Origin of the sequence: Streptomyces sp. NPDC058401 (assembly GCF_042722885.1) — a bacterium.
In the GTDB taxonomy this organism is placed as follows: Bacteria; Actinomycetota; Actinomycetes; order Streptomycetales; family Streptomycetaceae; genus Streptomyces.
In genome coordinates, this window is sequence record NZ_JBHXKA010000069.1 from 1 (window position 1) to 25,294 (window position 25,294).

At 74.2% G+C, this 25,294-nt stretch carries 22 protein-coding genes and 1 tRNA gene; 13 read left to right on the forward strand and 10 right to left on the reverse strand.

Going from position 1 to position 25,294, the window contains the following annotated elements:
* Positions 1-22 precede the first annotated feature (22 nt).
* From ACFWNV_RS24075 to ACFWNV_RS24085, 3 genes are all read right to left on the reverse strand, one after another.
* Complete coding sequence (locus tag ACFWNV_RS24075; protein WP_383950649.1) at positions 23-1,315, reverse strand: hypothetical protein; 1,293 nt, start codon at positions 1,313-1,315, stop codon at positions 23-25.
* A 378-nt stretch (positions 1,316-1,693) separates the two neighbouring features.
* On the reverse strand, positions 1,694-3,439 hold the full coding sequence (locus ACFWNV_RS24080; RefSeq protein WP_383950651.1) for a S8 family serine peptidase: 1,746 nt from the start codon (positions 3,437-3,439) through the stop codon (positions 1,694-1,696).
* A gap of 472 nt (positions 3,440-3,911) precedes the next feature.
* A complete protein-coding gene (locus ACFWNV_RS24085) occupies positions 3,912-4,325 on the reverse strand; it encodes a GNAT family N-acetyltransferase (RefSeq protein WP_383950654.1) in 414 nt (137 codons plus the stop codon).
* Between the two features lie 21 nt (positions 4,326-4,346).
* On the opposite strand from ACFWNV_RS24085, the gene ACFWNV_RS24090 reads away from it, so the two are divergent.
* A complete protein-coding gene (locus tag ACFWNV_RS24090; RefSeq protein WP_383950657.1) occupies positions 4,347-5,003 on the forward strand; it encodes a nucleoside deaminase in 657 nt (218 codons plus the stop codon).
* Between the two features lie 56 nt (positions 5,004-5,059).
* Here ACFWNV_RS24090 and ACFWNV_RS24095 read toward each other — a convergent pair whose 3' ends face one another.
* Positions 5,060-5,650 (reverse strand): hypothetical protein, encoded by a 591-nt coding sequence (locus ACFWNV_RS24095; protein ID WP_383950660.1) that lies wholly within the window; start codon positions 5,648-5,650, stop codon positions 5,060-5,062.
* 302 nt (positions 5,651-5,952) lie between these two features.
* Between ACFWNV_RS24095 and ACFWNV_RS24100 the strand changes: the two genes are divergently transcribed.
* Entirely contained in the window at positions 5,953-6,402 is a 450-nt protein-coding gene (locus ACFWNV_RS24100) for a phospholipase (protein ID WP_383950732.1), read from the forward strand.
* Positions 6,403-6,531: 129 nt separating this feature from the next.
* Here the strand turns inward: ACFWNV_RS24100 and ACFWNV_RS24105 are convergent.
* Positions 6,532-6,604: transfer RNA gene (locus ACFWNV_RS24105), tRNA-Arg, on the reverse strand.
* 332 nt (positions 6,605-6,936) lie between these two features.
* Between ACFWNV_RS24105 and ACFWNV_RS24110 the strand changes: the two genes are divergently transcribed.
* The 5 genes from ACFWNV_RS24110 (at position 6,937) to ACFWNV_RS24130 (ending at position 14,017) form a co-directional block, all read left to right on the forward strand.
* Positions 6,937-8,565 (forward strand): dynamin family protein, encoded by a 1,629-nt coding sequence (locus tag ACFWNV_RS24110; RefSeq protein WP_383950663.1) that lies wholly within the window; start codon positions 6,937-6,939, stop codon positions 8,563-8,565.
* A 4-nt stretch (positions 8,566-8,569) separates the two neighbouring features.
* A complete protein-coding gene (locus ACFWNV_RS24115) occupies positions 8,570-10,396 on the forward strand; it encodes a GTPase (protein ID WP_383950665.1) in 1,827 nt (608 codons plus the stop codon).
* Positions 10,397-10,532: 136 nt separating this feature from the next.
* Entirely contained in the window at positions 10,533-10,940 is a 408-nt protein-coding gene (locus ACFWNV_RS24120; RefSeq protein WP_383950668.1) for a single-stranded DNA-binding protein, read from the forward strand.
* A gap of 68 nt (positions 10,941-11,008) precedes the next feature.
* Positions 11,009-12,340, forward strand: a complete 1,332-nt coding sequence (locus tag ACFWNV_RS24125; RefSeq protein WP_383950671.1) for a thioester domain-containing protein — start codon at positions 11,009-11,011, stop codon at positions 12,338-12,340.
* Positions 12,341-12,523: 183 nt separating this feature from the next.
* The gene (locus ACFWNV_RS24130; protein WP_383950674.1) at positions 12,524-14,017 is read left to right on the forward strand and encodes a bifunctional phosphatase PAP2/diacylglycerol kinase family protein; all 1,494 of its coding nucleotides are present in this window, start codon (positions 12,524-12,526) and stop codon (positions 14,015-14,017) included.
* A gap of 84 nt (positions 14,018-14,101) precedes the next feature.
* Here the strand turns inward: ACFWNV_RS24130 and ACFWNV_RS24135 are convergent, their stop codons facing one another.
* The gene (locus ACFWNV_RS24135) at positions 14,102-14,659 is read right to left on the reverse strand and encodes a hypothetical protein (RefSeq protein ID WP_383950677.1); all 558 of its coding nucleotides are present in this window, start codon (positions 14,657-14,659) and stop codon (positions 14,102-14,104) included.
* Between the two features lie 195 nt (positions 14,660-14,854).
* On the opposite strand from ACFWNV_RS24135, the gene ettA reads away from it, so the two are divergent.
* From ettA to ACFWNV_RS24150, 3 genes are read left to right on the forward strand one after another with little or no spacing between them, the layout of a single operon-like run.
* Positions 14,855-16,519 (forward strand): energy-dependent translational throttle protein EttA, encoded by a 1,665-nt coding sequence (gene ettA, locus ACFWNV_RS24140; protein WP_383950680.1) that lies wholly within the window; start codon positions 14,855-14,857, stop codon positions 16,517-16,519.
* Between the two features lie 18 nt (positions 16,520-16,537).
* Positions 16,538-17,011 carry an acyl-CoA thioesterase gene (locus ACFWNV_RS24145; RefSeq protein WP_383950683.1) on the forward strand — a complete coding sequence of 158 codons (474 nt, stop codon included), beginning with the start codon at positions 16,538-16,540 and terminating at the stop codon, positions 17,009-17,011.
* Positions 17,008-17,721, forward strand: a complete 714-nt coding sequence (locus tag ACFWNV_RS24150) for a hypothetical protein (RefSeq protein WP_383950686.1) — start codon at positions 17,008-17,010, stop codon at positions 17,719-17,721. The genes ACFWNV_RS24145 and ACFWNV_RS24150 overlap by 4 nt, the downstream gene beginning before the upstream one ends.
* Before the next feature lie 53 nt (positions 17,722-17,774).
* Here ACFWNV_RS24150 and ACFWNV_RS24155 read toward each other — a convergent pair whose 3' ends face one another.
* Positions 17,775-18,179, reverse strand: coding sequence for a globin (locus ACFWNV_RS24155; RefSeq protein ID WP_243334938.1), 405 nt, complete (start codon positions 18,177-18,179; stop codon positions 17,775-17,777).
* Between the two features lie 149 nt (positions 18,180-18,328).
* Between ACFWNV_RS24155 and ACFWNV_RS24160 the strand changes: the two genes are divergently transcribed.
* Genes ACFWNV_RS24160 through ACFWNV_RS24170 form a run of 3 tightly spaced genes read left to right on the forward strand, consistent with a single transcriptional unit; the run spans position 18,329 to position 20,617 of the window.
* Complete coding sequence (locus ACFWNV_RS24160; protein WP_383950689.1) at positions 18,329-19,315, forward strand: methyltransferase domain-containing protein; 987 nt, start codon at positions 18,329-18,331, stop codon at positions 19,313-19,315.
* 43 nt (positions 19,316-19,358) lie between these two features.
* Positions 19,359-19,736 carry a PadR family transcriptional regulator gene (locus ACFWNV_RS24165; protein ID WP_383950691.1) on the forward strand — a complete coding sequence of 126 codons (378 nt, stop codon included), beginning with the start codon at positions 19,359-19,361 and terminating at the stop codon, positions 19,734-19,736.
* Positions 19,733-20,617, forward strand: a complete 885-nt coding sequence (locus ACFWNV_RS24170) for a hypothetical protein (protein ID WP_383950694.1) — start codon at positions 19,733-19,735, stop codon at positions 20,615-20,617. Before ACFWNV_RS24165 ends, ACFWNV_RS24170 begins: the two co-directional genes overlap by 4 nt.
* A 70-nt stretch (positions 20,618-20,687) precedes the next feature.
* Here the strand turns inward: ACFWNV_RS24170 and ACFWNV_RS24175 are convergent, their stop codons facing one another.
* The 3 genes from ACFWNV_RS24175 to ACFWNV_RS24185 all read right to left on the reverse strand — a co-directional run bounded on the left by ACFWNV_RS24175 (position 20,688) and on the right by ACFWNV_RS24185 (position 25,291).
* The gene (locus ACFWNV_RS24175) at positions 20,688-21,809 is read right to left on the reverse strand and encodes an FHA domain-containing protein (RefSeq protein ID WP_383950697.1); all 1,122 of its coding nucleotides are present in this window, start codon (positions 21,807-21,809) and stop codon (positions 20,688-20,690) included.
* 126 nt (positions 21,810-21,935) lie between these two features.
* The gene (locus tag ACFWNV_RS24180) at positions 21,936-23,261 is read right to left on the reverse strand and encodes a VWA domain-containing protein (RefSeq protein ID WP_383950700.1); all 1,326 of its coding nucleotides are present in this window, start codon (positions 23,259-23,261) and stop codon (positions 21,936-21,938) included.
* Between the two features lie 26 nt (positions 23,262-23,287).
* Positions 23,288-25,291 carry a protein phosphatase 2C domain-containing protein gene (locus ACFWNV_RS24185; protein ID WP_383950703.1) on the reverse strand — a complete coding sequence of 668 codons (2,004 nt, stop codon included), beginning with the start codon at positions 25,289-25,291 and terminating at the stop codon, positions 23,288-23,290.
* Between the last annotated feature and the right edge of the window lie 3 nt (positions 25,292-25,294).

The following is a 25,294-nucleotide window of genomic DNA, read 5'->3' on the forward strand; positions in this document are numbered from 1 at the left end:
GGGTGGAACGGGGCCGTACGGGTCAGGCGATCGAGAAGGTGACGACCGACTGGTAGCTGTCCGCGAACATGAACGGCGGGAGCTGGATCATTCCGGCTCCGCCGATCTCGAACTCGCCACCGGTCAGGTTGTCGCCGCCCGCGGCCGCCGAGGCGACCTTCAGCGGGACGTCGGAGATCGCACCGGGCGTACCCGTGGAGCAGGTGCTCGGGCTGGCCGGGTTGGTCACCTTGCAGGTCGGCTGGATGCCGATCTGCGCGGTGGCCATCGAGTGGCCGGTGACCGTGTTCAGGAACGGCGTCCGGGTCGCGGAGACGTCCCAGCCGAGGGTCCCGCCGCGGAAGTCCTGGACGGCCATCGCGGTGAACTGGCCGACGACCGACTGGGACTTGCCGTTGATGGTGACCGAACCGAAGCTGACGGCGGGGTTGCCCGCCTGCGGGCCGATGGCCAGCGGGCCGGGCAGGACCTCGACGTCGACCGGGTTCTGCACGCCGGGCTGCTCGACGATGAAGGCGAAGTCCTTGTACGGGAGGACCGCGCCGTCGATCCGGATCTTGTCGGCGGGCTGGTTGACGGTGATGTCGCAGGTCGCGACGCCGGCCGCGGTGGCCGTGCCGGTACCGGTGTCACCCGTGGCCGTACCGTTCTTGAGCGCGGAGCAGGTGACCGCGCCCGCCGGGAAGTTGGCGCCCGTGACGACGACGGGCGTGCCCGCCTTGCCGCTGTTGGGCGTCAGCTTGGTGGTGATCGGGTCCTTGGGCAGGGCCTCCACGGCCACGGAGCCGAGCGAGGCGCTCGGACGGGGGGTCGGGGTGCAGGTGGTGGTGAAGACCGAGCCCATGAGGCTCGCGTCGGTCACCGCCAGGTCCAGGGCCACGCCCACCGTGGTGCCCTCGGAACCGTCCGGGATCTTGACGGTGCCGGAGAATCCGGCCGGGTCGAGCGGCACGCCGGGCGTCACGTTGACGGTCTCGGGCGGGCTGACCACCGTCTGGAGGGTCGAACCGACCTTGAGGGTGATCTTGGAGACGTTGGTGGTCGTCACCGCGAAGCCGGGGATGACCGGACTCGGACCCGGGTCGATGGTGACCGGGACCACGTCGCCGGCCTTCGCGCCGTCGGGCAGCGTGATCGTGTAGTTCTGCGTGCCCGAACCACCCGGCTGGGGCGCGGGGGCGATGCAGTCCATCGGGACGGGCGTCGTCTTGGTCGCGGCCTGCGCGGTGCCCGACAGACCCACCACGGCGCCCGTCAGGGCCAGGGACAGAGCGCCAGCCCCGGCCAGAATTCTTCGGCGAAACGTTGTACTCACTGGGTCGCGACTCCTTCGTCATACGAACCCTCCCCCCACCCGCTGTGTGGGGGAGGTCGAGCCGGTGCGGTGGCCGACATTGACGCGTCGCGGTGATGAGAAGTCAATGACTTGCTTTCGCCCGAAGCACACAGAAATTGATGTGCCATCAGGCCGGGTGGGGCGGTGCCCCGTGCGGGTGGGGCGGATGGGATCTTCGGACGGTCCTCGGGGCGTTCTTCCGGGTGGGGTCCCGGGCGTTCCGCAGGGCGATCTTTGGGGTGCTCTTCAGGGCGGTCCTCCGGCCGGGGTCCGGGGTGGACGGGCCGGGGTCCGGGGGTGGACCGGTCGGGGTCCGCCGGGGCGGGGAGGCGCCGCCGGCGGAGGGTCCCGTACGGGCTACTTGTCGGTCGGGACGTGCAGCAACCGGTTCGGCGTCCCGGCCGGCAGGGCGGTGATCCGGTCGCGCACGGAGTCCCGTACGAGCACGTCGGCCACCTGGGCGGGCGTCTGGCGCGGGCCGCCGGCCGCCAGGCCCCGCGCGAGCACCAGCGCGGCGGCGCCCGCCACGTGCGGAGCCGCCATCGAGGTGCCGGAGGCGCGGGCGGTGGCCGTGGCGGAGCCCTTCCAGGCGGAGGTGACGGCCACGCCGGGGGCGGAAAGATCCACGCAGGCGCCGTAATTGGAGAAGGCGGGCCGCTGGTCCAGGGCGTCGGTCGCGCCCACCGTGAGCGCCTGCGGGACCCCGGCGGGGGAGCCGGTGCAGGCGTTCTCGCCGGAGTTGCCCGCCGCCACGGCGAAGGTGATCCCGGACGCGATCGCCCGCGTCACCGCCCGGTTGAGCGCGAAGCTGTAGCCGCCGCCCAGGCTCATGTTGGCCACGGCCGGGGTGGCGGGCGACTTGAGGGCGTCCTTCACCATCCAGTCGAGACCCCGCGTGATGGCCGACAGGGTGGCGTCCCCGCGGCAGTCCGCCACCTTCACGGCGACGAGCGAAACCCCCTTGGCCACCCCGTAGGTGGCTCCGCCGACGGTCCCCGCGACGTGCGTGCCGTGGCCGTTGCAGTCCGTGGCCCCCTCCATGAACACCGCGTTGGCCCCCCAGCGGGCCCGGCCGCCGAACTCCTGGTGCAGGGTGTTGATCCCGGTGTCCACGATGTACGCCGTGACCCCCTCGGCCTTACCCGGGTACGCGTACGACCCGTCGAGCGGCAACTCCCCCTGATCAAGCCGGTCCAGCGCCCAGGGCGCGGGGGCCTGGACGAGAGGGGCGCGGCCGGCGGGTGCGGCGGGGGCGGTCCCGGCAGGGGTGGCAGGGGTGGTGGGGGTGGTCCCCGGCGGGGTGGCCCCGGTTGGGGTTCCGCCGGGCGGGGTGGTCCCGGGCGGGGTGTTTCCGGTGGGGGTGTTGCCGACTGGAGTGCTTCCGGTCGGGGCACTTCCGGTGGGGTTGTCGCCGGTCGGAGCGCTCCCGACGGGGGTGCTTCCTGCGGGGTTGTCGCCGGTCGGAGCGCTTCCTGTAGGGGTGTTGCCGGCCGGAGTGGTCCCGGTCGGCGTGCTTCCTGCAGGGGTGTTGCCGACTGGGGTGCTTCCGGTCGGTGTGCTTCCTGCGGGGGTGTCACCGGGCGGGGTACTTCCGGTGGGGGTGTCGCCGGCCGGGGCGCTTCCGACGGGGGTGCTTCCTGCGGGGTTGTCGCCGGTCGGAGCGCTTCCTGTAGGGGTGTTGCCGGCCGGAGTGGTCCCGGGCGGGGTGCTTCCGGTGGGGGTGTCGCCGGGCAGGGCGTTTGCGGTCGGTGCGCTCCTGGTGGGGGTGCCGTCGATCCGGAAGACCGCATCGGGCTCCACGGAGGCGACCCGGGGATCGGCGGCGAGTTCGGCGGCGCGGGCTGCGGTGGTGCGGACGGCGAAACCGCTCAGGACGGTGTCGTAGACGGCCCCGACGGTGTCGCCGGAGGCCTCGGCTTCGGCAGCGAGGGCCCGGGTGGCGGCGGCCGCGGAGGCACGGGTGGCGCCGTCCTTGAGGACGACGACGTAGGGGGCGATGGGGGCGTCGGAGGAGGCGGCTGCGGCGTGTGCGGCGTGCGGCGGCAGGGCGGTGGCCGCCGCCAGCAGGGCGGCGGCCGGGAGGAGCGCGGTGAATGCGGTCATGCCGCCGATGCTCGGCGAGGCACGGGCCGCCCGCGCGGAGGGTGCGCCGACTGGCCCCACGACACGCCGCCCCAGGGGCGTCGGCCAGCGTCGACGCCCCATCGCCCCATCGCCCCATCGCCCCACCAGGGCCAGGGCCAGGGCCCGGGCTCGCGCTGGCCCGGGCTCGCGCTGGCACGGGCCGCTCCGGCTCGGGCTCGCCCTGGCACGGGCCGGCCTAGGCGCAGGCGCGGGCCAACGCCCGGCCCTGCTCCATGCTCCCTTGCCCGTGCTGCCCGGGCCCGTGCTGCCTGGGCGAGCCTTGGCGCGGGCCCGCCCAACGGCCAGCGCAGCCCAACCCCCGGTGCGGGCCGAGTTCCGGCCCGGGCCAAGCCCGGTGCTGCCCCCCGTGCTTTGCCGGCTCGGCATTGCTCAGTGCCGGTGCCGGTGCCGGTGCTGGGCCCGGGGCCGGGCTCGAGTCGGCAGGGCCGGGCTAGCGGGTGAAGGGCCAGCCGAGCATTTTGAAGACGCCCTCGTCGCGGGCGTTGGCCGAGCCGTATGTGGCCAGCGCGGCTTCGTTGTCGGTGTCGACGCCCACCCACATGCCGTAGCAGCCGCGCGATTCGGCCTCGGTGGCGAGCGCTTCGGTCAGGGCCCGGCCGAGGCCGCGCCGGCGGTGGGCCTCGTCCACGGAGAGCTCGTAGAGGCACATTTCGGTGCCCTTGTCGGGGTGGATCATCTCGATGCCGGAGACCATGCCGACGGGACGGCCGTCCACGTAGGCGATCAGCATCAGATGACCGGGAGCGGCGAGGAACCGCTCCGACCAGTCCGCACGGGCTGGCCCGTCGAAGAGGGGTTCCGCGGCCTGGAGTTCGGCGACGGTACGGGCGGGTCGGATGTCCATGGCGGTGACGATAATGGCCGGATGGCCAATGAGCAGCTCGGTTTCGACGTGGAGTGGCGCGCTGCGCCCGAACCCCTGCGCAGGGCGCTCGCCCTCGCCTACGAGGCCCTTGCCGCCGGAGGCCTGGCGGTCGGAGCGGTCCTGACGGACACCGACGGGAAGCCGGTCGCCGAAGGGCGCAACGAGGCGTACGAGGACGGCACCGGCACCGGGCCGCTGCGCGGCACACCCCTCGCCCACGCCGAGATGAACGCGCTGGGCGCTGCCCGCACGGGCTGGGACCTGGCCACGGCGACGCTGTGGAGCACCCAGGAACCGTGCTCGATGTGCGTGGCGGCGGCCGAGTTCACCGGCGTGGGGCAGGTCCGGTACCTCGCTCCGGACCCGTGGGCGCTGTCGAGCGGAACCGGCGCCGGATCCGCGGCCGACCCGGGCCGGCCGCACTGGCTGCTGGTGGCCAATGCGATGTTCCTGCGGAGCGTGGTCGTGGCCTCGGAGGGCTCCGGGCAATCCCGGATCCTGACCCACCACAGGGTCGTCGAACCGGAGACGACCGCCTTCCACGACAGCCTGCCGCCGGGCCTGCCCACGGCCGCCTCACCGGAGGACTGGCTGCGCCCCCACTGGGCCGCACTCGCGGACCTCGCGACGGCCCGCGAGCTGCGCACGCGCCGCTGAACCCACCGCCAAACCCGCCACCCAACCCGCCGCTGAACCCGCCGTGCGTCCCCGGCTCAGGGGGCCGTGGCCGACACCTGCCGGACCGTGCCGCCGTCCTGCGCTCCCGCTCCCGCCCCGGGGGACGGGGTGCCGTCGGTCCAGGCGTAGACCTCCTTGCCGCGCACCGTGACCTGGTACTGATGGGCACCACGGCACTCGGGCCGCTCCTCGGCGCTGGTGCCCGCCGGCCACCACTTGGCTTCCAGCGCCGTCCCCACGTGCTTGCTCGGCGTGCCCGCCGGGCACTGCGGGCCGTCCAGCGGGGTCGCGCCCAGCGTGAAGCGGATCAGCCGTGCCTTGCCGTCGGTGCGCGCCATTATTCGCACGTCGGTCGCGTCCTTCGGCACCCAGCGCGGCAGGACCCACGTCGCCTCCCCGCGCGCCGGCTTCCGCGGCCCCGGCTCGCCGCGCCCCTGCTCCCCGCGCGTCGCCTCCTCGCCCGTCGGAGCGTCGGCGGCCGTCGCGAAGCGCATGCCCTTCTCCTTGAACACCCGGTCGTTGATCGTGTCGGTCAGGGGGTTGGGCGGGAGGTTGGGCAGCGCGATGGCGGCGGTGGCGAGGACTCCCACGGTGGCGGCGGCGATGACGAGAGGGCGGCGGTTCATGTCTACGAGTATTCGGGGCGCCGGCCGTAGTCCGCGTCCCTCCCGAGGCTGAACCGAATCTCTGCCGGAAGGGTGACATCGACTCATACCTGAGTCCCGGTCGGGTCCCGGTGGGGTCCCGGTCGGGCCCGCCCGCAGCGGTCCGGATCCCCCGCAGGACGGATGCCGGGCGGATGCAGGACGGATGCCGGTCGCCCGCGCGGGCCACCCCGACACCCGTGACGGCACCCCTCGTTAGAGGACGCGTGCCCCACCACCCCAGCCCCGCCCCGGCCCCCGCCCCCGCCCGGACCGGAGCCCGCCTGTCCGTGCTCGTTTCCGGCGCCCTGGCCGCCGTACTGGCCCTCGTACCACCCGCGTTCGCGGCCCGGCAGGCCCCGGCGGTTCCGCAGGACAAGCCGCAGGTGCTGAGCGGCTGGACGCAGCCGGGCGAGGCCAGCCAGGGAGCCTGGGCCGCGGCGCGCGAGAACCGGGCCGAGTGGGAGCCGTACGCCTTCGACTGGTCCACGGACTACTGCACCACGTCCCCGGACAACCCCTTCGGCTTCCCCTTCCGGACGGCCTGCGCCCGGCACGACTTCGGCTACCGCAACTACAAGGCGGCGGGGGAGTTCCAGGCGGCCAAGCCGCGGCTGGACGAGATGTTCCACGCGGACCTGAAGCGGGTCTGCGCCCGCTACTCGGGCGCCCGCAGGGCCTCGTGCGAGGGCACCGCGTGGACCTACTACCAGGCCGTCAAGGCCTTCGAGTAGTCCTGCGGCCCCGTGCCGCCGATCCGGACTTACGCCACCGCTACGGAAGCCGGGTTAGGGTGCCGCTCACCTGCGGTTCCTGCGGAAAAGCCCTCCGCGGGGGAGGGCTTCGGGGTGGGACGGGCGGAGTGCCCCCGGCAGGACTCGAACCTGCGGCCAAGTGCTTAGAAGGCACCTGCTCTATCCACTGAGCTACGGGGGCCGGAAGGTGGCCGTGATGGCCTGGAGCCCCTGGACGGGGGTGGGGCTGTGGTCCGTGCCGGGTCAAGGATAGGGCTCCGGTTGCCTTGTCCCGGTTGCTTCACTCGCGTGCCACGATGTGGAGGTTCGGTGAAGCGGTCCCGATAATCGCAGGCAGGTGCGATTCTCGCACCGCTTTTGCGCCGTGGCGCCCTGGGTGTTGTGCACTCGTTATGCCTGCGCCCCACTCGTCCGCTGTGTCCGGGATGTGCCGGTGGAGTAGCGCTCGGCGCGCAGAGGACGTATAAGCTTCAAAAATGCTCCTAAATTGGGCATTCTTCGCATGTGGTGACCTTGGATGTTCGGCCTCAGCTGCTCGATGCCCTGTCCGCCCTGCGCGACCGGGTCGCGTCCGTGCGTCTGCCGCTGCCCCTGCCCGGCGCCCCCCGCGCCCGCCAGACCAGAGCGGAGCTGCTCGCGCAGCTCGACGACTATCTCGTACCCCGGCTGAAGGCGCCGGAGGCGCCGCTGCTCGCCGTCGTCGGCGGGTCCACCGGGGCCGGTAAGTCCACCCTCGTCAACTCCCTCGTGGGGCGCCAAGTGAGTGAAGCCGGGGTACTCCGGCCCACCACGCGCACCCCCGTCCTCGTCTGCCATCCGGATGACCACCACTGGTTCGCCGGGGTGCGGGTGCTGCCCGATCTGATGCGGGTCTGGGCGCCCCAGGACGACGAGGACACCCCCCAGTCCGCCCGCAAGACCCCCCACCGGCCGGGCGCCAAGCACGGGCACGGGCACCCGCCCACCACCCGCGAGGTGCGGATCGAGACCGTCTCGACCCTGCCCCGCGGCCTCGCCATCCTCGACGCCCCCGACATCGACTCCCTCGTGGTCGACAACCGCACGCTCGCCGCGCAGCTCATCTGCGCCGCGGACGTCTGGGTCATGGTCACCACCGCCTCGCGGTACGCCGACGCCGTCCCCTGGCACCTCCTGCGCACCGCCAAGCAGTACAAGGCCACCCTCGTCACCGTCCTCGACCGGGTCCCGCACCAGGTGCTCACCGAGGTCTCCCGGCAGTACGGGGCCCTGCTCACGCGGGCCGGGCTCGGCGACGTACCCCGCTTCACCGTCCCCGAGCTGCCCGAATCGGCCGGCGGCGGCGGGCTGCTGCCCGCCAGCGCCGTGGCCCCGCTGTTCGCCTGGCTCGCGCACCACGCGCAGGACCCGGCCGCCCGCCAGTACGCCGTCGGACGCACCGCGCTCGGCGCGCTCGACTCCCTCGGGCGCCGGATGCCGGAGCTCGCCTCGGCCGTCGCGGCCCAGCACGCCGCCGCCGTACGGCTGACGTTTGCCGTCGAGGACGCCTACAAGCGGGAGGGCAAGCGGGTCCGGGGCCGCCTGGACCGGGGCGCCGTACTCGCCGGGGACGCACTGACCCGCTGGCGCGGCTACCCGCTCGACACCAGCGCCGACGAACTGCTCGACTCCCTCGCGGAATCCCTCGCGGCGCTGCTCCAGTGCGCCGTCGCCGCCGCCGACGAACGCATCGCGGACGCCTGGCGGCGCGAGCCCGCCGCCGGCGCGGTGTCCCTGCCCGCCCCCGACCGGGAGGCGGCGGAACGCATCGGCATGGCCGTACGCCGCTGGCGGCGCGTGCTGGAGGAACTCGCCGAGGAAGAGGTCGCCCGGCTCGACAAGCAGCCCGCGCCCGACCCCGACGGAGTCGCCGCCCTGCTGGTCGCGGCCCTCCTCGGCGGCAAGCGGGCCCGGCCGGCCGGGGAGAAGCTCGCCGAGCGGATCGGCGTACAGGCCGCCGTACGCCTGCGCGACCGGGGCGGCGAACTCGTCGCCGAGCACCTCGACCAGGTACTGCGCGCCGAACGCGACCGCCGCCTCGCCCCGATCGAAGCGCTCGAAGTGAGTCCCGAACCCCAGGCCGAGCTGATCGCCGCGCTGTCCGTACTGCAGAAGGAGAGGTGACGCGGTGACCGCCCTGACCGACCGCACCGACGACCGCTGGGACGACGGACTGATCGCCCGCTCGCGCCCCCGGGCCGGCGAAGACGACTGGCCCGCGAGCGGAGACGAGGAGGGCGACGAAGCACTCGTACGGGCGGTTTCCGGCGCCGGAAGCGACGGCGGCAAGGCCCCCACGCCCCCGCTCAGCCCCGAGGCGCAGGCGCTGCGCGTCCGCCTCGACGCGCTGCGCCAGCTCATCGGGCTGTCCCGGACCAGGATCCTCGACGGAAAGACCCTCGCCGAAGCCGGACGGGTCCTGGACGAGGCGGCCGCGCGCCGCGGACTGTCGGCGCAGCACACCGTCGTCGCCATCGCCGGAGCCACCGGAAGCGGCAAGTCCACGCTCTTCAACTCACTCGCCGGAGTGCAGATCTCCGAGACCGGACTGCGCAGGCCGACGACCGCCGCACCCATCGCGTGCAGCTGGTCCGACGGCGCCGCGGGCCTGCTGGACCGACTCGAGATCCCCGGACGGCTGCGCCGCCGCCCCCGCGAGACCTCCGAGGCCGAGGTGCTGCGCGGCATGGTCCTCGTCGACCTGCCCGACCTGGACTCGGCCGTCGGCGCCCACCGCGACCACGTCGACCGGGTACTGGCACTGGTCGACGCGGTGGTGTGGGTGGTGGATCCGGAGAAGTACGCGGACGCCGTCCTGCACGAGCGGTACCTGCGCCCGCTGGCCGGGCACGCCGAGGTGACCTTCGTCGTGCTGAACCAGGTGGACCGGCTGCCGGGAGAATCCGCCGACCTCGTACTGGACGACCTGCGCAGGCTCCTCGACGACGACGGGATCGCACTCGGCGAACACGGCGAACCGGGCGCCACCGTCATCGGACTTTCCGCCCTTACGGGTGAAGGCGTCGGGGAACTGCGCGAAATGCTCGGACAGTTCACCCAGGAGAAGGGCGCCGCGACCCGCCGCATCTCCGCCGATGTAGACAAGGCCGCGGCCCGCCTGCGCCCGCTCTACGTGGCCGACGGCCACGCCGGCCCGGAAATCGGGGAGACCGCGCGCGCCGAGTTCGAGGACCGGCTCGCGGAGGCCGTCGGGGCGTACGCCGCCGGCCTCGCCGCCGAGCGGGCCTGGCGGCGCAACGCCGGAAAGGCCTGCGGCACCCCGTGGCTGCGCCTGTGGCGGTGGTACGAGAGCCGGCGTGCCCCGCGCTCGCTGGGCGGCCTCGCAGCCCTGGCGGCCATGGGGCGCTCCACGGCGGCCCCCGAACAGCCGGTCGAGGAAGAGGTGACGGCCCGCCAGCGGGTGGAACAGGCCGTACGGACCGTCGCCGACGAGGCGGTCCGCGGCCTCCCCGACCCCTGGGCGCAGGCCGTACGGGAGACCGCCGTCCGCGGCGCCGAAGGGCTGCCCCAGGCGCTGGACGAGATCGCGGTCACCCTCGGCCCGGCGGTCGTGATGCCCAGCGCCCGTCCGCCGCGGCCCTCGTGGTGGCCGGCCGCGGTCCTGGCGCAGGCGGCCATGACCCTGCTCCAGATCTACGGCGGGCTGTGGCTGGTCGGGCAGATCGCCGGGGTGCTGGAGCCGAGCCTGATGCCGCCGGTCCTGCTGATGGTGGCCGGCATCATCGGCGGACCGCTCGTCGAGTGGGCCTGTTCGATCGGGGCCAGGGGTCCGGCACGGCGCTACGGGCAGGACGCGGAGCGACGGCTGCGCGAGGCCGCGGCCGGCTGCGGACGGGCCCGGGTGCTGGAGCCGGTGGCGGCGGAGCTGCTGCGCTACCGGGAGGTGCGCGAGCAGTACGCGACGGTGGCGAAGTTGTCCACAAGCCGTCAGTAGTCCACAGCCTCCGGCAGGCTCCGGCAGCCCGGGCCAGCATGGTCGTACCCCGCGCGGATGGTCCGGGCGGGTACGGAATGCGGGTCGGGGCGGCGCGTGGTCGAGCGCGCCGCCGGACCCCGGGAAGGCGGCCGGGATGAACGACACCCAGGTGACGCTGGTGGGCTACGTGGCCACGCAGATCGACTACAAGGAGACGGCGGGCGGTCCGGCGGCCCGGTTCCGCTTCGCGGTCACCCCGAGGTACTACGACCGGAAGAAGGAGACCTGGGCGGACGCGCCCACCAGCTTCTACACGGTGTGGGCCCGGCGCGGCCTCGCCGTGAACCTCGCCGGATCCGTGTCCGTCGGCGAACCGCTCGTGGTCCACGGAAGGCTGCGGGTGCGGGAGGACCCGCCCGACGGGGAGGGCAACCGGTGGTTCTCGGCGAACATCGACGCGACCGCCATCGGCCACGACCTGAACCGCGGCACGGCGGCCTTCCGGCGGGTCGTCAGGACGGACGTACCGCTGATGCCCCCTCAGAAGGCGGCGGTGGTCTGAGTGTTCGAGGAGGCTAGGATTCCCCGGTACTCACGGGCACCTGGGCCTTCGGCCCGAAGGGGAAGACTGTGTCGATTGCCGTTCCCGCACCCTCCGCTCCTGCCGCCGCCATGGGCCCTGCTCCTCTCGGCGCTCCTGGCAGCACTCCGGTTCCCCCTGCCGCGCAGGCCTGCGACGCCCCGGCGCCGCGCACCACGTCCGCCGCGGCCATACGGGGCTCCGCACGGCGGCAGATCGCGGTGGCCCTGCTCGCCGCCGCGCTGGCCGGGGCCCCGGGCGCGGCGGCGGCCGCCGACGCCGGCCCGGCCGCACCCCGGACGCCGGAGGGAGCGAGCGCCGTCCTGGACGGGCTGAAGACGTACGGACAGGCCGTCCTGCACGGCAAGGACGGAACCGTGCGGCAGATCCCGGCCGGACTGTACGAGATGCGGGTCGACGGCGGTGGCATGCTCCAGACGTACGGAGTCGGCGTCGCGGGCGATGCGCAGCCCCAGGCCCGGTTCACGGAGACCGGATGGGGCGGCACGCCGCTCGCCGGGAACGGCGAGGCGGGCCGGATCCGCTGGGTGCTGGAGCACTCCTACCCCCAGCTGAACGATCTGGCCGGGCTCGCCAAGGCGGCCGGAGCCGCCGGGCTCACCGCGGAGAGCGCCGCGGCCGGGACCCAGGTGGCCATCTGGCGGCTGGCCGAGGGCGTCTGGGTGGAGGCCGTCGACCCACAGGCCGAGAAGCTGGCCGACTACCTCCAGCGCGAGGCACGCCGGCTGCCCGAACCGCCCGCGTCCCTCGCGGTGGATCCCGGCGAGGTGTCGGGGCCGCTGGGCACCCGGATCGGGCCGGTCACCGTGCGGACGGGGGCGCAGAGCGTGAGCGTGACCCCGGACGCGGCAGCCATGGCGATGGGGGTGCGGGTGGTCGACGCCCAGGGCCGGCCGGTCGTCTCCGCGGTCAACGGGGAGAAGCTCTTCTTCGAGGTGCCGGAAGGAACACCGGACGGCAGCGCCGAGATCACCCTGCGCGGGTCCACCCGCGTGCCGGTCGGCCGGGTCTTCACCAGCGGGATCCCGGCGCAGGTCCAGATCGTGGCCGGCTCCAGCGAGTCCGCCGCCGTGGCCACGGCGACGGCGACCTGGCCGCAGCTCCCCGACGTCCAGCCGGTGCAGGCCACGGCTCCGGGCGGGGAGATGGCGGCGCTCGGCGCACTGTCGGAGTCCGCCCCGGCCCTGGACCAGGACACCTCGCAGGAGCGGCTGGCCGCCAGCGGCAGCTCGGCGGCGACCCCGGTGATCGCCTCCCTGGCCGTGGGCCTGGTCGTGCTGGGCGGCCTGGTGGTCCTCCTGCTGCGCAAGCGCCCCCTGGAGGACGGGCCCGCCCCGGAACGCACGACACACCCGGAGTAGTCCCGGGCCGGGGCGGGATCCCGGATCCGGTCTCTGCCGGAGGGGCGGGATCAGGTCTCCGCCGGAGGGGTGGGATCCGGTCTCCGCCGGAGGGGTGGGATCCGGTCTCCGCCGGAGGGGTGGGATCCGGGGTGCCCGGGGCCGGGGCTGATTCGGATCCGGGGGTTCGGGTAGAGGGAGGAGATGGCTGATCAAGATCTGACCTGGCGGGGCGCGGTCGCACGAGGGGACCGCAGACTGTTCGACGCGGTGGCCCGGCGGCACTGGCCCGGGGCCGACCGGGTGCTGCCGCGCCTCGGCCGGGCCGCGAACCACGGGCTGCTCTGGGGCGGAGCCGCCGCCGGGATCGCCGTCCTCGGATCGGCCGGGGCCCGCAAGGCGGCCGTGCGCGGGGTCGCGTCGCTGGCACTGGCCTCCGCGACCATCAACACCGTCGGCAAATGGTCCGTGCGCAGGCCGCGCCCGGTGCTGGACGGGGTGCCCGCCAGGCGGCAGCTCGGCACGCAGCCGCGGACCACCTCCTTCCCCTCGGGGCACGCCGCGTCCGCGTTCGCCTTCACCGCCGGAGTGGCGCTGGAGTCCCCGCTCTGGGGCGCCGCAGTGGCCCCGCTCGCCGCCTCCGTGGCCTTCTCCCGCGTGTACACCGGGGTCCACTACCCCTCGGACGTGCTCGCGGGCGCCGCGCTCGGGGTGGCGGCCGGGCTCGTCGTGCGCCGCCTCACCCGGGACGCCAAGGAGGCCCGGATCGTGCCGGGCGACGAGCGGCCCGCCGCGGGGGCGCCCGCGCTGCCCGACGGGGCCGGGCTCACGGTGGTCGTGAACTCCGGGTCGGGCACGGCCGCCGCGACCGGGCTCGACGTACTGCTGCGCGAGCGGCTGCCGAAGGCCGAGCTCGTCGAGTGCGAGGGCCCGGAGCTCAGCGCCGAACTGGCCTCGGCCGCCGAGCGGGCCACCGTCCTCGGGGTGTGCGGCGGCGACGGCACGATCAACGCCGCCGCCACCGCCGCGCTGCGCGCCGGGATCCCCCTGGCGGTGTTCCCCGGCGGCACGCTCAACCACTTCGCCCTCGACCTCGGCCTCGCGGGGATCGAGGACACCTGCCGGGCCGTGGCGGACGGGCACGCCGTCCTCATCGGCGTCGGCCGCTTCACCCCGGGTCCCGGCCCGGACCCCGAGGACACCAGGGCCGGGTACTTCCTGAACAACTTCAGCATCGGCGCCTACCCGGAGCTGCTCGGCCACCGGCTCCGCTGGGGCCCCCGGATCGGCGGCGGCCCCGCCGCGCTCCTGGCGGCGTACCGGGTGCTGCGCGCGGAGCGCCCGGTACGGCTCAAGCTCGCCGGGAAGCCGCGCAGCGTCTGGCTGCTCTTCGCGGGCAACGGCACCTACCAGGGCACGGGCCCGGCGCCCCGCTACCGCAAGAGCCTCGGCGAGGGCCTGCTCGACGTACGCCTGGTCCTCGGCGGCGGCCGACCCGGCCCCCGCCTGCTGGCCGCCGCGTTCGCGGGCCCGCTGACCCGTTCCCCGGTGCACGTCGCCACCCGGCTGCGCAGCCTGCGCGTGAGCGACATCCCGGCCGGCACCCCGCTCGCGTATGACGGCGAGTACGCCCAGGCCCCCACCGCCCTGGTCCTGGACGACCTCCCGGACGCCCTCACGGTCTACCGCCCCCGCTGAGCCCCGCCGGGACCGGTCAGCCGGGATCCGTCAGCCGGGACCCGGCCGCCGGGATCCGTCCGCCGGGCCCGGCGCCCTTCCCGCTCACGCCATGCCGAGATCCGCCCGCATGGAGCCCCGCATCACGTCCGAGCGCTCCGAGAGGCTGAGCAGCTCGGCGTGGATCTCCTCGAAGGAGCACTCCGGGCCCGGAGTCCCCTCCGCGAGCCGCATCGTGCGGGCGTACGCCCCCGCCATGCCCCGGGTCATCGAGTCCAGCTCCGCGAGGACGGCGGCGGAGGCGATCATCTGCGCCTCCGCGAAGGCGGCGTGATGCCCTCCCCGGGCCTCCTCCAGCGCCGCCCGTGCGGGCGCGGACGGCGCCGGAGGGTCGGTCTGCGCGTTGTGGACGACCCAGAGGAAGGACATGAGCGCGATCCGGTAGCGCCGGTACGCGGCGTTCGTCGCCGCGTAGCACTCCCGCCTGCGGTCGCGTTCCGCCAGTTGCTGCTCCCGCGCCCACCCCACCTGCGCGACCCGCTGCTCCCGCTCGAACTGCGCCGCCTGCACCCGCGCCAGCATCCGCTGGGAAAGCACCGTCGCGAGCAATGTTCCGGCCACGCCGACCACGGCCGCGCCGAGAGCGATCAGTCCGCTGTCCATACGTCCCCCCACCTCGGACGCAGCCCCCCGGCCACGCCCCCGTGGGCTTCATCCTGCCGTGCGGCGCAAGGCCTCGGGACCGTTTGGCGGACCCCGTTCCGGTGGCTCCGGGGCCGAACGGGTTTCCCCCCGGGGATGGACGTCAGGCAAGATGGGGTGTATCTGCCCACCCATCGATCTGCCGGACGGTTTCTCTTGGCTGAGTTCATCTACACCATGCGCAAGACGCGCAAGGCGCACGGCGACAAGGTGATTCTTGATGACGTCACCCTGAACTTCCTGCCCGGCGCGAAGATCGGTGTGGTCGGCCCGAACGGCGCCGGTAAGTCCACCGTCCTCAAGATCATGGCGGGGCTGGAGCAGCCGTCCAACGGCGAGGCGTACCTGTCTCCCGGCTTCACCGTCGGCATCCTCATGCAGGAGCCCAAGCTCGACGAGTCCAAGACGGTCCTGGAGAACGTCCAGGACGGCGCCGCGGACATCATGGCGAAGCTGAAGCGCTTCAACGAGGTCGCCGAGGAAATGGCGACCGACTACACCGACGCGCTGCTGGACGAGATGGGCAAGCTCCAGGAAGTCCTGGACCACGCCAACGCCTGGGACCTCGACGCCCAGCTGGAGCAGGCCATGGACGCCCTGGGCTGCCCGCCCGGCGACTGGCCCGTCACCAACCTCTCCGGTGGCGAGAAGCGCCGTGTCGCGCTCTGCAAGCTGCTGATCGAGGCCCCGGACCTGCTCCTCCTCGACGAGCCCACCAACCACCTCGACGCCGAGTCGGTGAACTGGCTGGAGCAGCACCTTTCGCAGTACAAGGGTGCAGTCGTGGCCGTCACCCACGACCGTTACTTCCTGAACAACGTCGCCGAGTGGATCCTCGAGCTCGACCGCGGCCGCGCCCACCCGTACGAGGGCAACTACTCCACCTACCTGGAGAAGAAGGCCACCCGTCTCAAGGTCGAGGGCCGCAAGGACGAGAAGCGCCAGAAGCGCCTCAAGGAAGAGCTCGAGTGGGTGCGGTCGAACGCCAAGGGGCGCCAGACCAAGTCCAAGGCCCGCCTCGCCCGCTACGAGGAGATGGCCGCCGAGGCGGACAAGATGCGGAAGCTGGACTTCGAGGAGATCCAGATCCCGCCGGGCCCGCGTCTGGGCTCGATCGTGGTCGAGGTCAACAACCTCTCCAAGGCGTTCGGCGACAAGGTCCTGGTCGACGACCTGTCCTTCACGCTGCCGCGCAACGGCATCGTGGGCATCATCGGCCCGAACGGCGCCGGCAAGACCACGCTCTTCAAGATGCTCCTGGGTCTGGAGGCGCCGGACTCCGGCGACGTCAAGATCGGCGAGACCGTCAAGATCTCGTACGTCGACCAGAGCCGCGCCAACATCGACCCCAAGAAGTCCCTGTGGGCCGTCGTGTCGGACGAGCTGGACTACATCAACGTCGGCCAGGTCGAGATGCCGTCGCGCGCGTACGTCAGCGCCTTCGGCTTCAAGGGTCCGGACCAGCAGAAGGCCGCCGGCATCCTCTCCGGTGGTGAGCGCAACCGTCTGAACCTGGCGCTGACGCTCAAGGAGGGCGGCAACCTGCTGCTCCTCGACGAGCCCACCAACGACCTCGACGTCGAGACCCTGTCCTCGCTCGAGAACGCGCTCCTGGAGTTCCCGGGTGCGGCCGTGGTCATCTCCCACGACCGCTGGTTCCTGGACCGGGTCGCCACGCACATCCTGGCGTACGAGGGCGAGTCCAAGTGGTACTGGTTCGAGGGCAACTTCGAGTCGTACGAGAAGAACAAGGTCGAGCGGCTCGGCGCGGACGCCACCCGTCCGCACCGCGCCACGTACAAGAAGCTCACCCGAGGCTGAGGGCCGAGGACACGGGCCATGGCCAGACACCACTACCGATGCCCCCTCCGCTGGGCGGACATGGATGCCTTCGGGCACGTCAACAACGTCGTCTTCCTCCGCTATCTGGAGGAGGCGCGGATCGACTTCATGTTCCGCCTCGCGCCGGGGGAGGGCAGTGAGTCCTTCACGGGCGGTTCCGTCGTGGCCCGCCACGAGATCGACTACAAGCTGCCCCTCGTGCACCGGCACGAGCCGGTGCTCATCGAGTCCTGGGTGACCCGGATAGGCGCCGCGTCCCTGACCATCCGCTACGAGGTCAAGGACGAGGCGACCGAGGACGGGCCCGAGACGGTCTACGTGCGCGCCGAGACCGTGGTCGTGCCCTACAACCTCGCCGAGGGGCGGCCCCGCCGCATCACGGCCGAGGAGAAGCTCTTCCTCCAGGAGTACCTGGACGAGCCGAAGGCACAGCCGCAGCCCGGTGCTCCCGCCGGGGGCATCGCGGCATGAACGAGCAGCTGCACTTCGCCGACTCAGGGGAGGCGGCGGACCTCGCCGCCTTCCTGGGCCGGCTGGTGCACTACGACCGCGCCGCCGCCGTCCGCCTGCAGGCGCAGGCCGGCGGCGGCGCGCTCGCCGTTTTCGGGCGGCCGCCGTCCATCGACGTCCTGGCCGTCCGCACGGTGCGGCTCGCCGCGCCCGTCTCCGCCCCGCTCGACCTGACCGTCTCGGCCGGGGAGCTGCTGGAGTCCGTCGACGAGGGCGAGCGGGCCGGCGCCCTCGTCCCCGCGGCCGTCACCGGACCGCCCTGGGCGGGCGTGCTCCCGCCCCGCGGCGGCTGGGCCCCGGTGGCCGGGCTGCCCGGCCCCGAGGCGATGGCCAAGGCCCTGGCGGTGGCCGTCGCCGAGTTCCGGGCCCGCGACGAGGCCCTGCCCCCGCAGCACCGGACCCGCTCCGAGCGCGACCGCATCGGCCGCGAGATCTGGTCCCGCACGCTGGGGGACACCGAACTTCCGCTGCGCGCCGTGCACGCCGCGCAGTCCCTGGGCTTCCTGCGGCCCGTACGGTCCACCGTGCCCGCCGTGCCGGCCGCGCCCGGAGCCCCCGAGCCGGTGGCCCTGTTCGCCTCCGGCGGCTGGCTGCGGCTGCGCACCCCGTACGGGTCCGTGGCCATGCGCCGTCCCGGCGGCCTCGGCACCCTGCTCGTCCGCCCGGTCTAGCCGGCCGCCGCCGTACGGGCCCGCGCGCGGGCCCGTACGGGACCCCGTACCGGCTAGCCCGCGGTGTTGATCATCGAGGCGGCGGCGTACGTCAGGTACCGCCACAGCTGCGCCTCGTGCTCCGGCGCGAGGGCGAGCTCGTCCACCGCCACCCGCATGTGGGCCAGCCACGCGTCGTGCGCGGCGGCGTCCACCTGGAACGGGGCGTGCCGCATGCGCAGGCGCGGGTGGCCGCGGTTCTCGCTGTAGGTGTTCGGGCCGCCCCAGTACTGCATCAGGAACAGCGCGAACCGCTCCTCGGCGGGACCGAGGTCCCCCTCCGGGTACATCGGGCGCAGCAGCGGGTCCTCGGCGACCCCTTGGTAGAAGCGGTGGACCAGACGGCGGAAGGTGTCCTCGCCGCCCACCAGTTCGTAGAAGGTCTGCTCCTGGACCGTGCCCCGCGGAATCTCGTTCACCCGACCATCGTCTCAGACGCCCGGACGGAGGACCCCGGTCCTAGGACCACCCGTCCGGCCCCCGTCCCCGTGTCCGGCCCCCGCCCCCGCACCGCGGTCGGCCCCGCACCGCGGTCGCACGCGGGCGGTGTCCGCAGGACAGTGGAGGCATGGGCGCACACGCCGAGGTACGCGACGTGCGGGAGACCGCGCACGCCGCCCAGGTACGGGAGCTGACCGCAGCCGGGGCGCTGGAGGATCCGCGCTGGCGGGCGGCCTTCACCGCCGTGCCCCGGCACGTGTTCGTCCCGTACTACTACACCGGCCGCGGCGCCGGTCACGAGCGGCTCTGGGCCGAGGACCCCGACCCGGAACAGCGGGCCCGCTGGCTGCGCGGGGTCTACACCGACGGCCCGCTCGCCACCCGGCTGCGCGACGGCGAGCTGGTCTCCTCCAGCAGCCAGCCCTCCCTGATGGCGAGGATGCTGCAGGCCCTGGACGTGCGCGACGGGGACAACGTGCTGGAGATCGGCGCGGGCACCGGCTACAACGCGGCCCTGCTGTGCCACCGGCTCGGCGACGGGCTGGTCACCACCGTGGACCTGGACGAGGAGATCACCGAGTCGGCGCGCGCGCACCTGGACCGGCTCGGCTACCACCCGGCCGTGGTCACCGGCGACGGGGCGCGCGGCTGTCCGGCCCGGGCCCCCTTCGACCGGATCCTGGTGACCTGCACGATCCCGCTGATCCCGCCCGCCTGGCTGGGCCAGTGCCGGCCGGGTGCCCGGATCCTGGCCCCGCTGTCGACCGGGCTGATCGCGCTCACCGTGCGGGACGCCGCGTTCGCCGAGGGCCGCTTCCTGCACACCCCGGCCTACTTCGTGCCGCTGCGCGGGGCCACGGCCGCGCCGCCGGGCACGTACGGGATGCCGCAGGGGCTCCCGTACGAGCTGGTGGAGAACGAGCGCTTCCAGTTCATGCTCGTGCTCACCGCGGGCGCGCTGCACCCGAGGGAGGCGCTGGACCTGTGGCGGCGCGAGGACCGGCCGGCGCGCGAGCGCTTCGGGGTGACGGTCGGCGAGGCCGGGCAGTGGTCCTGGCTCGACGATCCCCAGGGCCCCTACGTGTGGCCCCTGGGGCAGGCCGCCGATCCATAGGTCGGCTATCGACATATGTCGGCTGCCGAGCTATGGTGCGGATGTGAATGATCAAGCTCTTCGCGAGCCGACCCTGCTGATCCTCACGGCGATCGCCGATGCCCCGCGGCACGGTTACGCGATCGCCCAGGAGGTCGAGAAGATTTCGGAAGGCCGCACCAAGATGCGCACCGGAACCCTCTACGGGGCCCTGGAACGGCTCCTGGAACAAGAACTCATCGCCGTCCACGAGGAAGAGGTGGTCGACGGACGCAGGCGGCGCAGCTACGCGCTCGCCCCGCGCGGGCGGGAGGTCCTGACCGCCGAGGCGGCCCGGCTCGCGCGCACCGCCCAGGAGGCGACCCGGCGGCTGGGGCTCGGCGGGGCGGCCGCCTCCCTCGGCACCGCACTGCGCGTCGGCCGCACGGCGGTGGGCAGGTGAGCGCGCTGCTGCGGCTGTATCCCGCCGCCTACCGCCGGGAGTTCGGTGACGAGATCGCCTACGCGTACCAGGAGGCCACGAGCGGGGCGGGGGTGCCGGCCCGGGTACGGGAAGGCGCCGACGTGGCCGGGCACGCCCTGCGCATGCGGCTCGGCCTGGGCTCCGCGGGACGCCCCGGCAGGCTGCTGGGGGCGCTGGCGCCGTTCGCCCTGGTCGCCGTCGGAGCGAGTGCGTCGGGCTGGATGGGAATGATGCGCTACGCCATGTTCGCCGGACAGATCGGCGCGGGTTTCCTGGTGCTGGTGGCGGGCTACCTCGTCATGCTGTTCGGCGTGTTCCTCGCACTGGCAGGGCGCTGGTCGGCAGGCAGTTGGACCGTGCTGGCGGGAGTGGTCGCGGAGCTCGTCGCCACCACGGCCCGGATGGGCATCGGTGGCACCGGGATCCAGGCGCTCTTCAGCACCCCGATGATCATCCTGGGCCCGGTCCTGGGCCTGGCCCTGGTGGCGGTGGCCTGCCCACCCGACCTGCGGCCGACCCCGCGGATCCGCACCCGGGCCGGGGTGGCCGCGGTGCTGGCGTGGACGCTGGTCCTGGCGGGTGCGGTGCTGACGGTCCCGCTGGTGTACCCGTTCACCCAGCTGCGCTTCGTCGCACCGGTGGCCGCCGGGCTGCTGCTGGCCGGACGCCCCGCGTTCGCCCGGCTGCGCACCGCACCGGCCGTCCTGCTCGCGGGACTGCCGTTCGTGTACTTCGGCGCCGCGCCCGGGACGCTGCCCCCGCTGCTCCTCGCCGGACTGCTCGTCCTGCTGCTGGCCGCCGCCGCGGCGGTGAGCGTGCGGCGCCGGCGGAACGCGCGGGACCCGCTGGTCGGCGGCTGAGTACTCCTGAACGCGACGAAGCCCTCCGGTCAACCGGAGGGCTTCACCGCGTTCAGGAGGCCGCGCGGGGTCAGCCGCGTCGGACGGTGATCGTGGTCCAGGCGCCGACGTGGACGCGGTCCCCGTCGGCGAGCGGAACCGGCACGTAGGGCTGGATCGACTCCTCGCCGCCGTTGATCGTGGTGCCGTTGGTGGAGTTCTGGTCCACCACGGCCCAGCTGCCGTCCGGCTGCTGGACGAGCACCGCGTGCTGGTGCGAGACGCCCGGGTCCTCCGGCGGCACCGACAGGTCGATGTCGGGAGCCTCGCCCGTCGAGGCACGGCGGCGGCCGATGGTGATCTGGCCGCCGGCCAGCGGGAGGTGCTGCTCCGGGGAGTACGCGGGCAGGTCGAGCCCGGCCGCCTCGGGGCCGCTGCGCTGCATCATCGCCATGAAGTACGTGCGGTCCGGACCGATGGTCGCGGTCCAGGCCCCGCCGCCCTGGGGCTGGTACGGCTGCTGCGGCGGCTGGTAGGGCGCGTGGGTCTGCGGCGCCTGATGCTGCTGGTGGTGCGGGGGCGGCTGGGGCGGCTGGTACTGCCCGGTCCGGGAAGGCGGCTGCTGCTGCTGGTACGGCGGCGGCGGAGCCTGCTGCGCCTGCGGCTGCTGCTGATGTGCCTGCGGCTGCTGGTGCTGCTGCGGCTGGTGAGGCTGCTGGTGCTGCGGCGGCTGCTGCTGGTGCTGAGGGGGCGGCGGCTGCTGCTGGTACGGGGGCTGCTGGAAGTCCTGGCGCGCCGGAGGCGGCAGCATCCAGTCGTCCTCGCGCTGCAGCGGCTCGGCCGGGCGGTTGACCCGCGAGGGCCGCGAGCCCTGGTAGTCGAAGTGGTCCTGGGAGTACGCCGGCGGGGCCGCGGGCGCGCCCGGGGAGGGCGGCTGCGGCGGCGGGGGCATCTCCGGGGAGAGCGGCGCGTACGAGGTCGCCGTACGGGTCAGGAAGTTGTACCGGCACTCCTCGCAGAACGGGGCCATGGCCTCGCGCGGGGTCCGGCACTGCGGGCAGAGCTCGGCCTGTGCCGTCGGCTCGCCGGTCGGAGGGTAGCCGTAGCCGTAGGAGGGCGCCCCGGGGGTGCCCGTAGGGGCAGCCATGCGGTGGCCGCAGACCTCGCACCAGTCGTCGGAGGCGGACTGGTGCCCGTTCGGGCAGGTCGGCATCGCGGCGCTTCCTCCTTCTTCCTGCGTCAACGAGGCAGGGTCTTCTTCCGCAGCTTGCTTCTGCGGCTTCTTCTTCGCGTCCGGCTCGCTTCTGATCAGGTCACGATCAGAGCGTCAGGCGTCACGTCAAGATTTTCGCACTCGAACGGTTTGAGTGGAACGCGTTTCTAGTGTCATCTCGTCCGCGTCGGCGACCTTTGCCTTCAGGCGCACAGTACCCGCCGCCGCATCGACGACATCCACCACCTTCGCGAGCAGCTTGGCGGTGTCGGCGTTGCCCGAGGAACTCGCCAGCTGCACGGCCCGGCCGAGCTTGGCCGTGGCCCCGCCGACGTCCCCCAGCTTGCGGGCCTCCAGGCCCTGCTGGATGGCCTGGGCGAGCTCCGCCTGTCCGGTGTAGTGGGCCACCTGGGGGTTGATGGCGGTGGACGCGGAGAGGTCGTCCGTCCAGACGGCGCGGACCAAACCCTGGGCCAGAACGGCCGGTTCCCCGCCGGGAGCCCCCGGCATGACGAGGGCGGCGCGGGCGGCGAGCATCTCCTGGCCCACGGAGGCACCCGGGACCCGGACGCACACGTGGTACTCGCGGGATTCGTCGCCCCAGGAGCCCGTCGGGTAGTCCCCGGCCCGCGGGGACGCCTCCGTGCGGCGGCCGGTCAGGTCCTGCACGGCGGGGGCGACCTGCTTGACGTACAGGATCTCCGCGCCCACCGGCGTCCACAGGCGCAGTGAGACGTCCGCCACTTCCTTGCCCATGACGTTCTCCATCATGTGCGTGAAGTCGGCGGTCAGCCGGGCCGGATCGGCCACGATGTCGGCCGTGCCGAGCAGCGCGCTCGCGATGCCGGTGACCTCCTTGACCTCCCAGTCCGTTCCCACGCCGCGGGCGTCACAGGTGAAACGGCCCGCGCAGGCGTCGAGCGTGGCACGGAGCACGGCCGGGTCCTCGTGCTCGTTGCGGCCGTCGGTGAGCAGGATCCCGTGCCGGATCGCCGCGGTGGACCCGTGCAGCAGGCCGTCGGCGAGGCGCAGCCAGGTACCGATGGCGGTGCCGCCGCCGGAGGAGAGGCCGCGCAGGGCCTCCTTGGCCTGGGCGCGGGTGGTGGCGTCGGCGATGGCCAGGTGCCCCCGGCGGGGGAACACCTCCTTGGCCACGTGGGTACCGGCGATCACGGCGAAGGCGGTGCCGTCGCGGAGGGTGTCCACGGCGGCGGCGGTCGCCTCGCGGGCGCCGCGCATCTTGTCGGGCGGGTACTCCATCGAGCCGGAACAGTCGACCATGATCACCACGGCGGCGCCGCCCGGGGCGACGGCCGTCCGGGTGGCAGCGGCTCCGCCGGTGGAGGTGACCGTGACGATGGCGTGGACGTCGCGGGCGCCCTCGGCGAGGAACTCGTTCTGGTACACCTCCACGCTGAAGCGCGGGGCGCTCGGCTTGGCGAAGTTCGCCATCGGTCGCTCCTCCTCGGGGACGGGGATCAGGCCTGGGCCTGCGGGCCCGCAGTGCTTGCGGTGCCCGTGGTGCCCGCGGTGCTCGCGGTGCTTGCGGGCGGGGTCTGTGGGGCCGGCGGGGTCGCCGCGAAGGGGACGACGGCCACGGTGACGTTGTCGTGCCCGCCGCCGTCGAGGGCGTGCCCCACCAGCACCTGCGCACTGTGCAGGGGCCGGACGGCGGCGTCGGCCGGGAGCACCCGGGCCAGGTCCCCGGCGGACTCGGCGTAGTTCCACAGCCCGTCGGTGCAGACCACGACCACGCCGTCGTGGTCGGGCTTGAAGGTGGCGGTGTGCGGTTCCAGGTCGTACGCGTCCGCCCCGAGCCAGCCGGTGATGGCGTGCGCGCGGACGTCTGCGTAGGCCTCGGCCTCGCCCATCAGGCCCGCCGCGACCATCTGGGCGGCCCAGGAGTCGTCCTCGGTGAGTCTGCGGGGCAGGGCGGCCCGGTCGTCGGGGACCCAGTACGCACGGCTGTCGCCGACCCAGCCGATGGTCAGCAGACCGCGGCTGACCACGGCGCCGACCAGGGTGCAGGCGGGGGCGTTCTGAGCGCCGGGCACCTCGGGGGCGAGGGCGTTCACGGCCGCGGCGGCGGCCAGGATCGCCTCGTGCATGGCCTCCTGGGGGTGGGCGCCGCGGGGGAGGGCGTCGAGCAGCGCCTCGTTGGCGGCTCCGGCGGCCGCCGCGGAGGCCTCGTCGGGGCGGCTGGCGGAGGAGACGCCGTCGCAGACGATGGCCACGGTGGCGGCGGAGCCGTCGGGCAGCGCGGTGGCCGCCACGGCGAAGGAGTCCTCGTTGCGGTGGTGGCGCAGCCCGCGGTCACTGACGGCGGCGACGCTCCCGAGCTCCTCTTCGAGGTGGTCCCGCTCCCGGGGCTGCGCGTGCCCGCAGTGCTCGCAGTACCCGTCGGTGTCCACCCGCCCGGCCCGGCAGGCCACACAGGTCTTCCCCCCGGCCTCCCCTTGCGGGGCGGGCTCGCCGTACGGGGCTTCGCCTTCGGGAGAACCCCCCTGCGGGGTGGAGCCGCCGTACGGGGCTTCGCCCTCGGGGTGGTGGCCCTGCGGGGTGGAGCTGCCGTACGGGGCCTCGCCGCCGGGGGCGTACCCCTGCGAGGGGTCGCCGTACGGGGCTTCGTGCCCCTGGCCGGGTCCCTGGTGGCCGGTGCCGTACGGGGCTTCGCCGCCGGGGTGCTGCCCCTGCTGGGCGGGGTGGTCGTAGCGGGAGGCGGGCTCTCCCGGGCCCGGGGTGCCGTAGGCATCGCGACCGTCGTAGCCGTCGTAGCCGTCGTGACCGTCGTGGCTGCCGTACGGGGCTCCGCCGCCCGCGGGACCCGTGCCCTGCTGGCTGGCGCCGTAGGGGGTGGTGTCCGCCGGGTGCCCGCCCTGAGGGGGACCGGCGTACGGGCTCTCGGGGCCCGGGGGCGTGCCGTGGGGGCCGCCGCCCTGGGCCCCGGGGTCGGACCAGCCGGCGGGGCCGGACACCAGGGTGGGGGCCGCGGTGGAGACGCTGCCCCAGCCGGGCGCGGCCTCGCCCGCGTACCCGGGGGCCGCCGGTTCGGGGTAGCCGCCGGAGCGCCCGGGCGCGAACTCCTCGTCGGACGACGGGAGCCCGCGCGCGGCCGGGACCCCGGCGGCCGGAGCGGCCCGGCCGGCGGTGCCCGCGTGGGCAGCCGCAGGGGCGACCGGCGCAGCCGGATCCGCCCCGGCCGGAGCAGGAACGGACGGGACGGCGTACGCCGGGCCCACCGGGGAGTCGGGCACGCCGGGGCCGGCCGCAGGCGGGTAGTCCGGGGCCGCGGGGGTCGGGTGGGCCGGGCCCGGTGGGAAGTCAGGCGGAGCCGGGGCCGGGCCCGCCGGGGCGGACGGGGGCGAGGGGGGCGCCGTGGGGGACGGCGCCGTGAGGGCGTAGCCGCAGAGGCCGCAGAAGCGGTCACCCTCCTCCAGCGGTTCCGCGCAGCTGGGGCAGCCCGACAGCCGATGCATCGACATCAA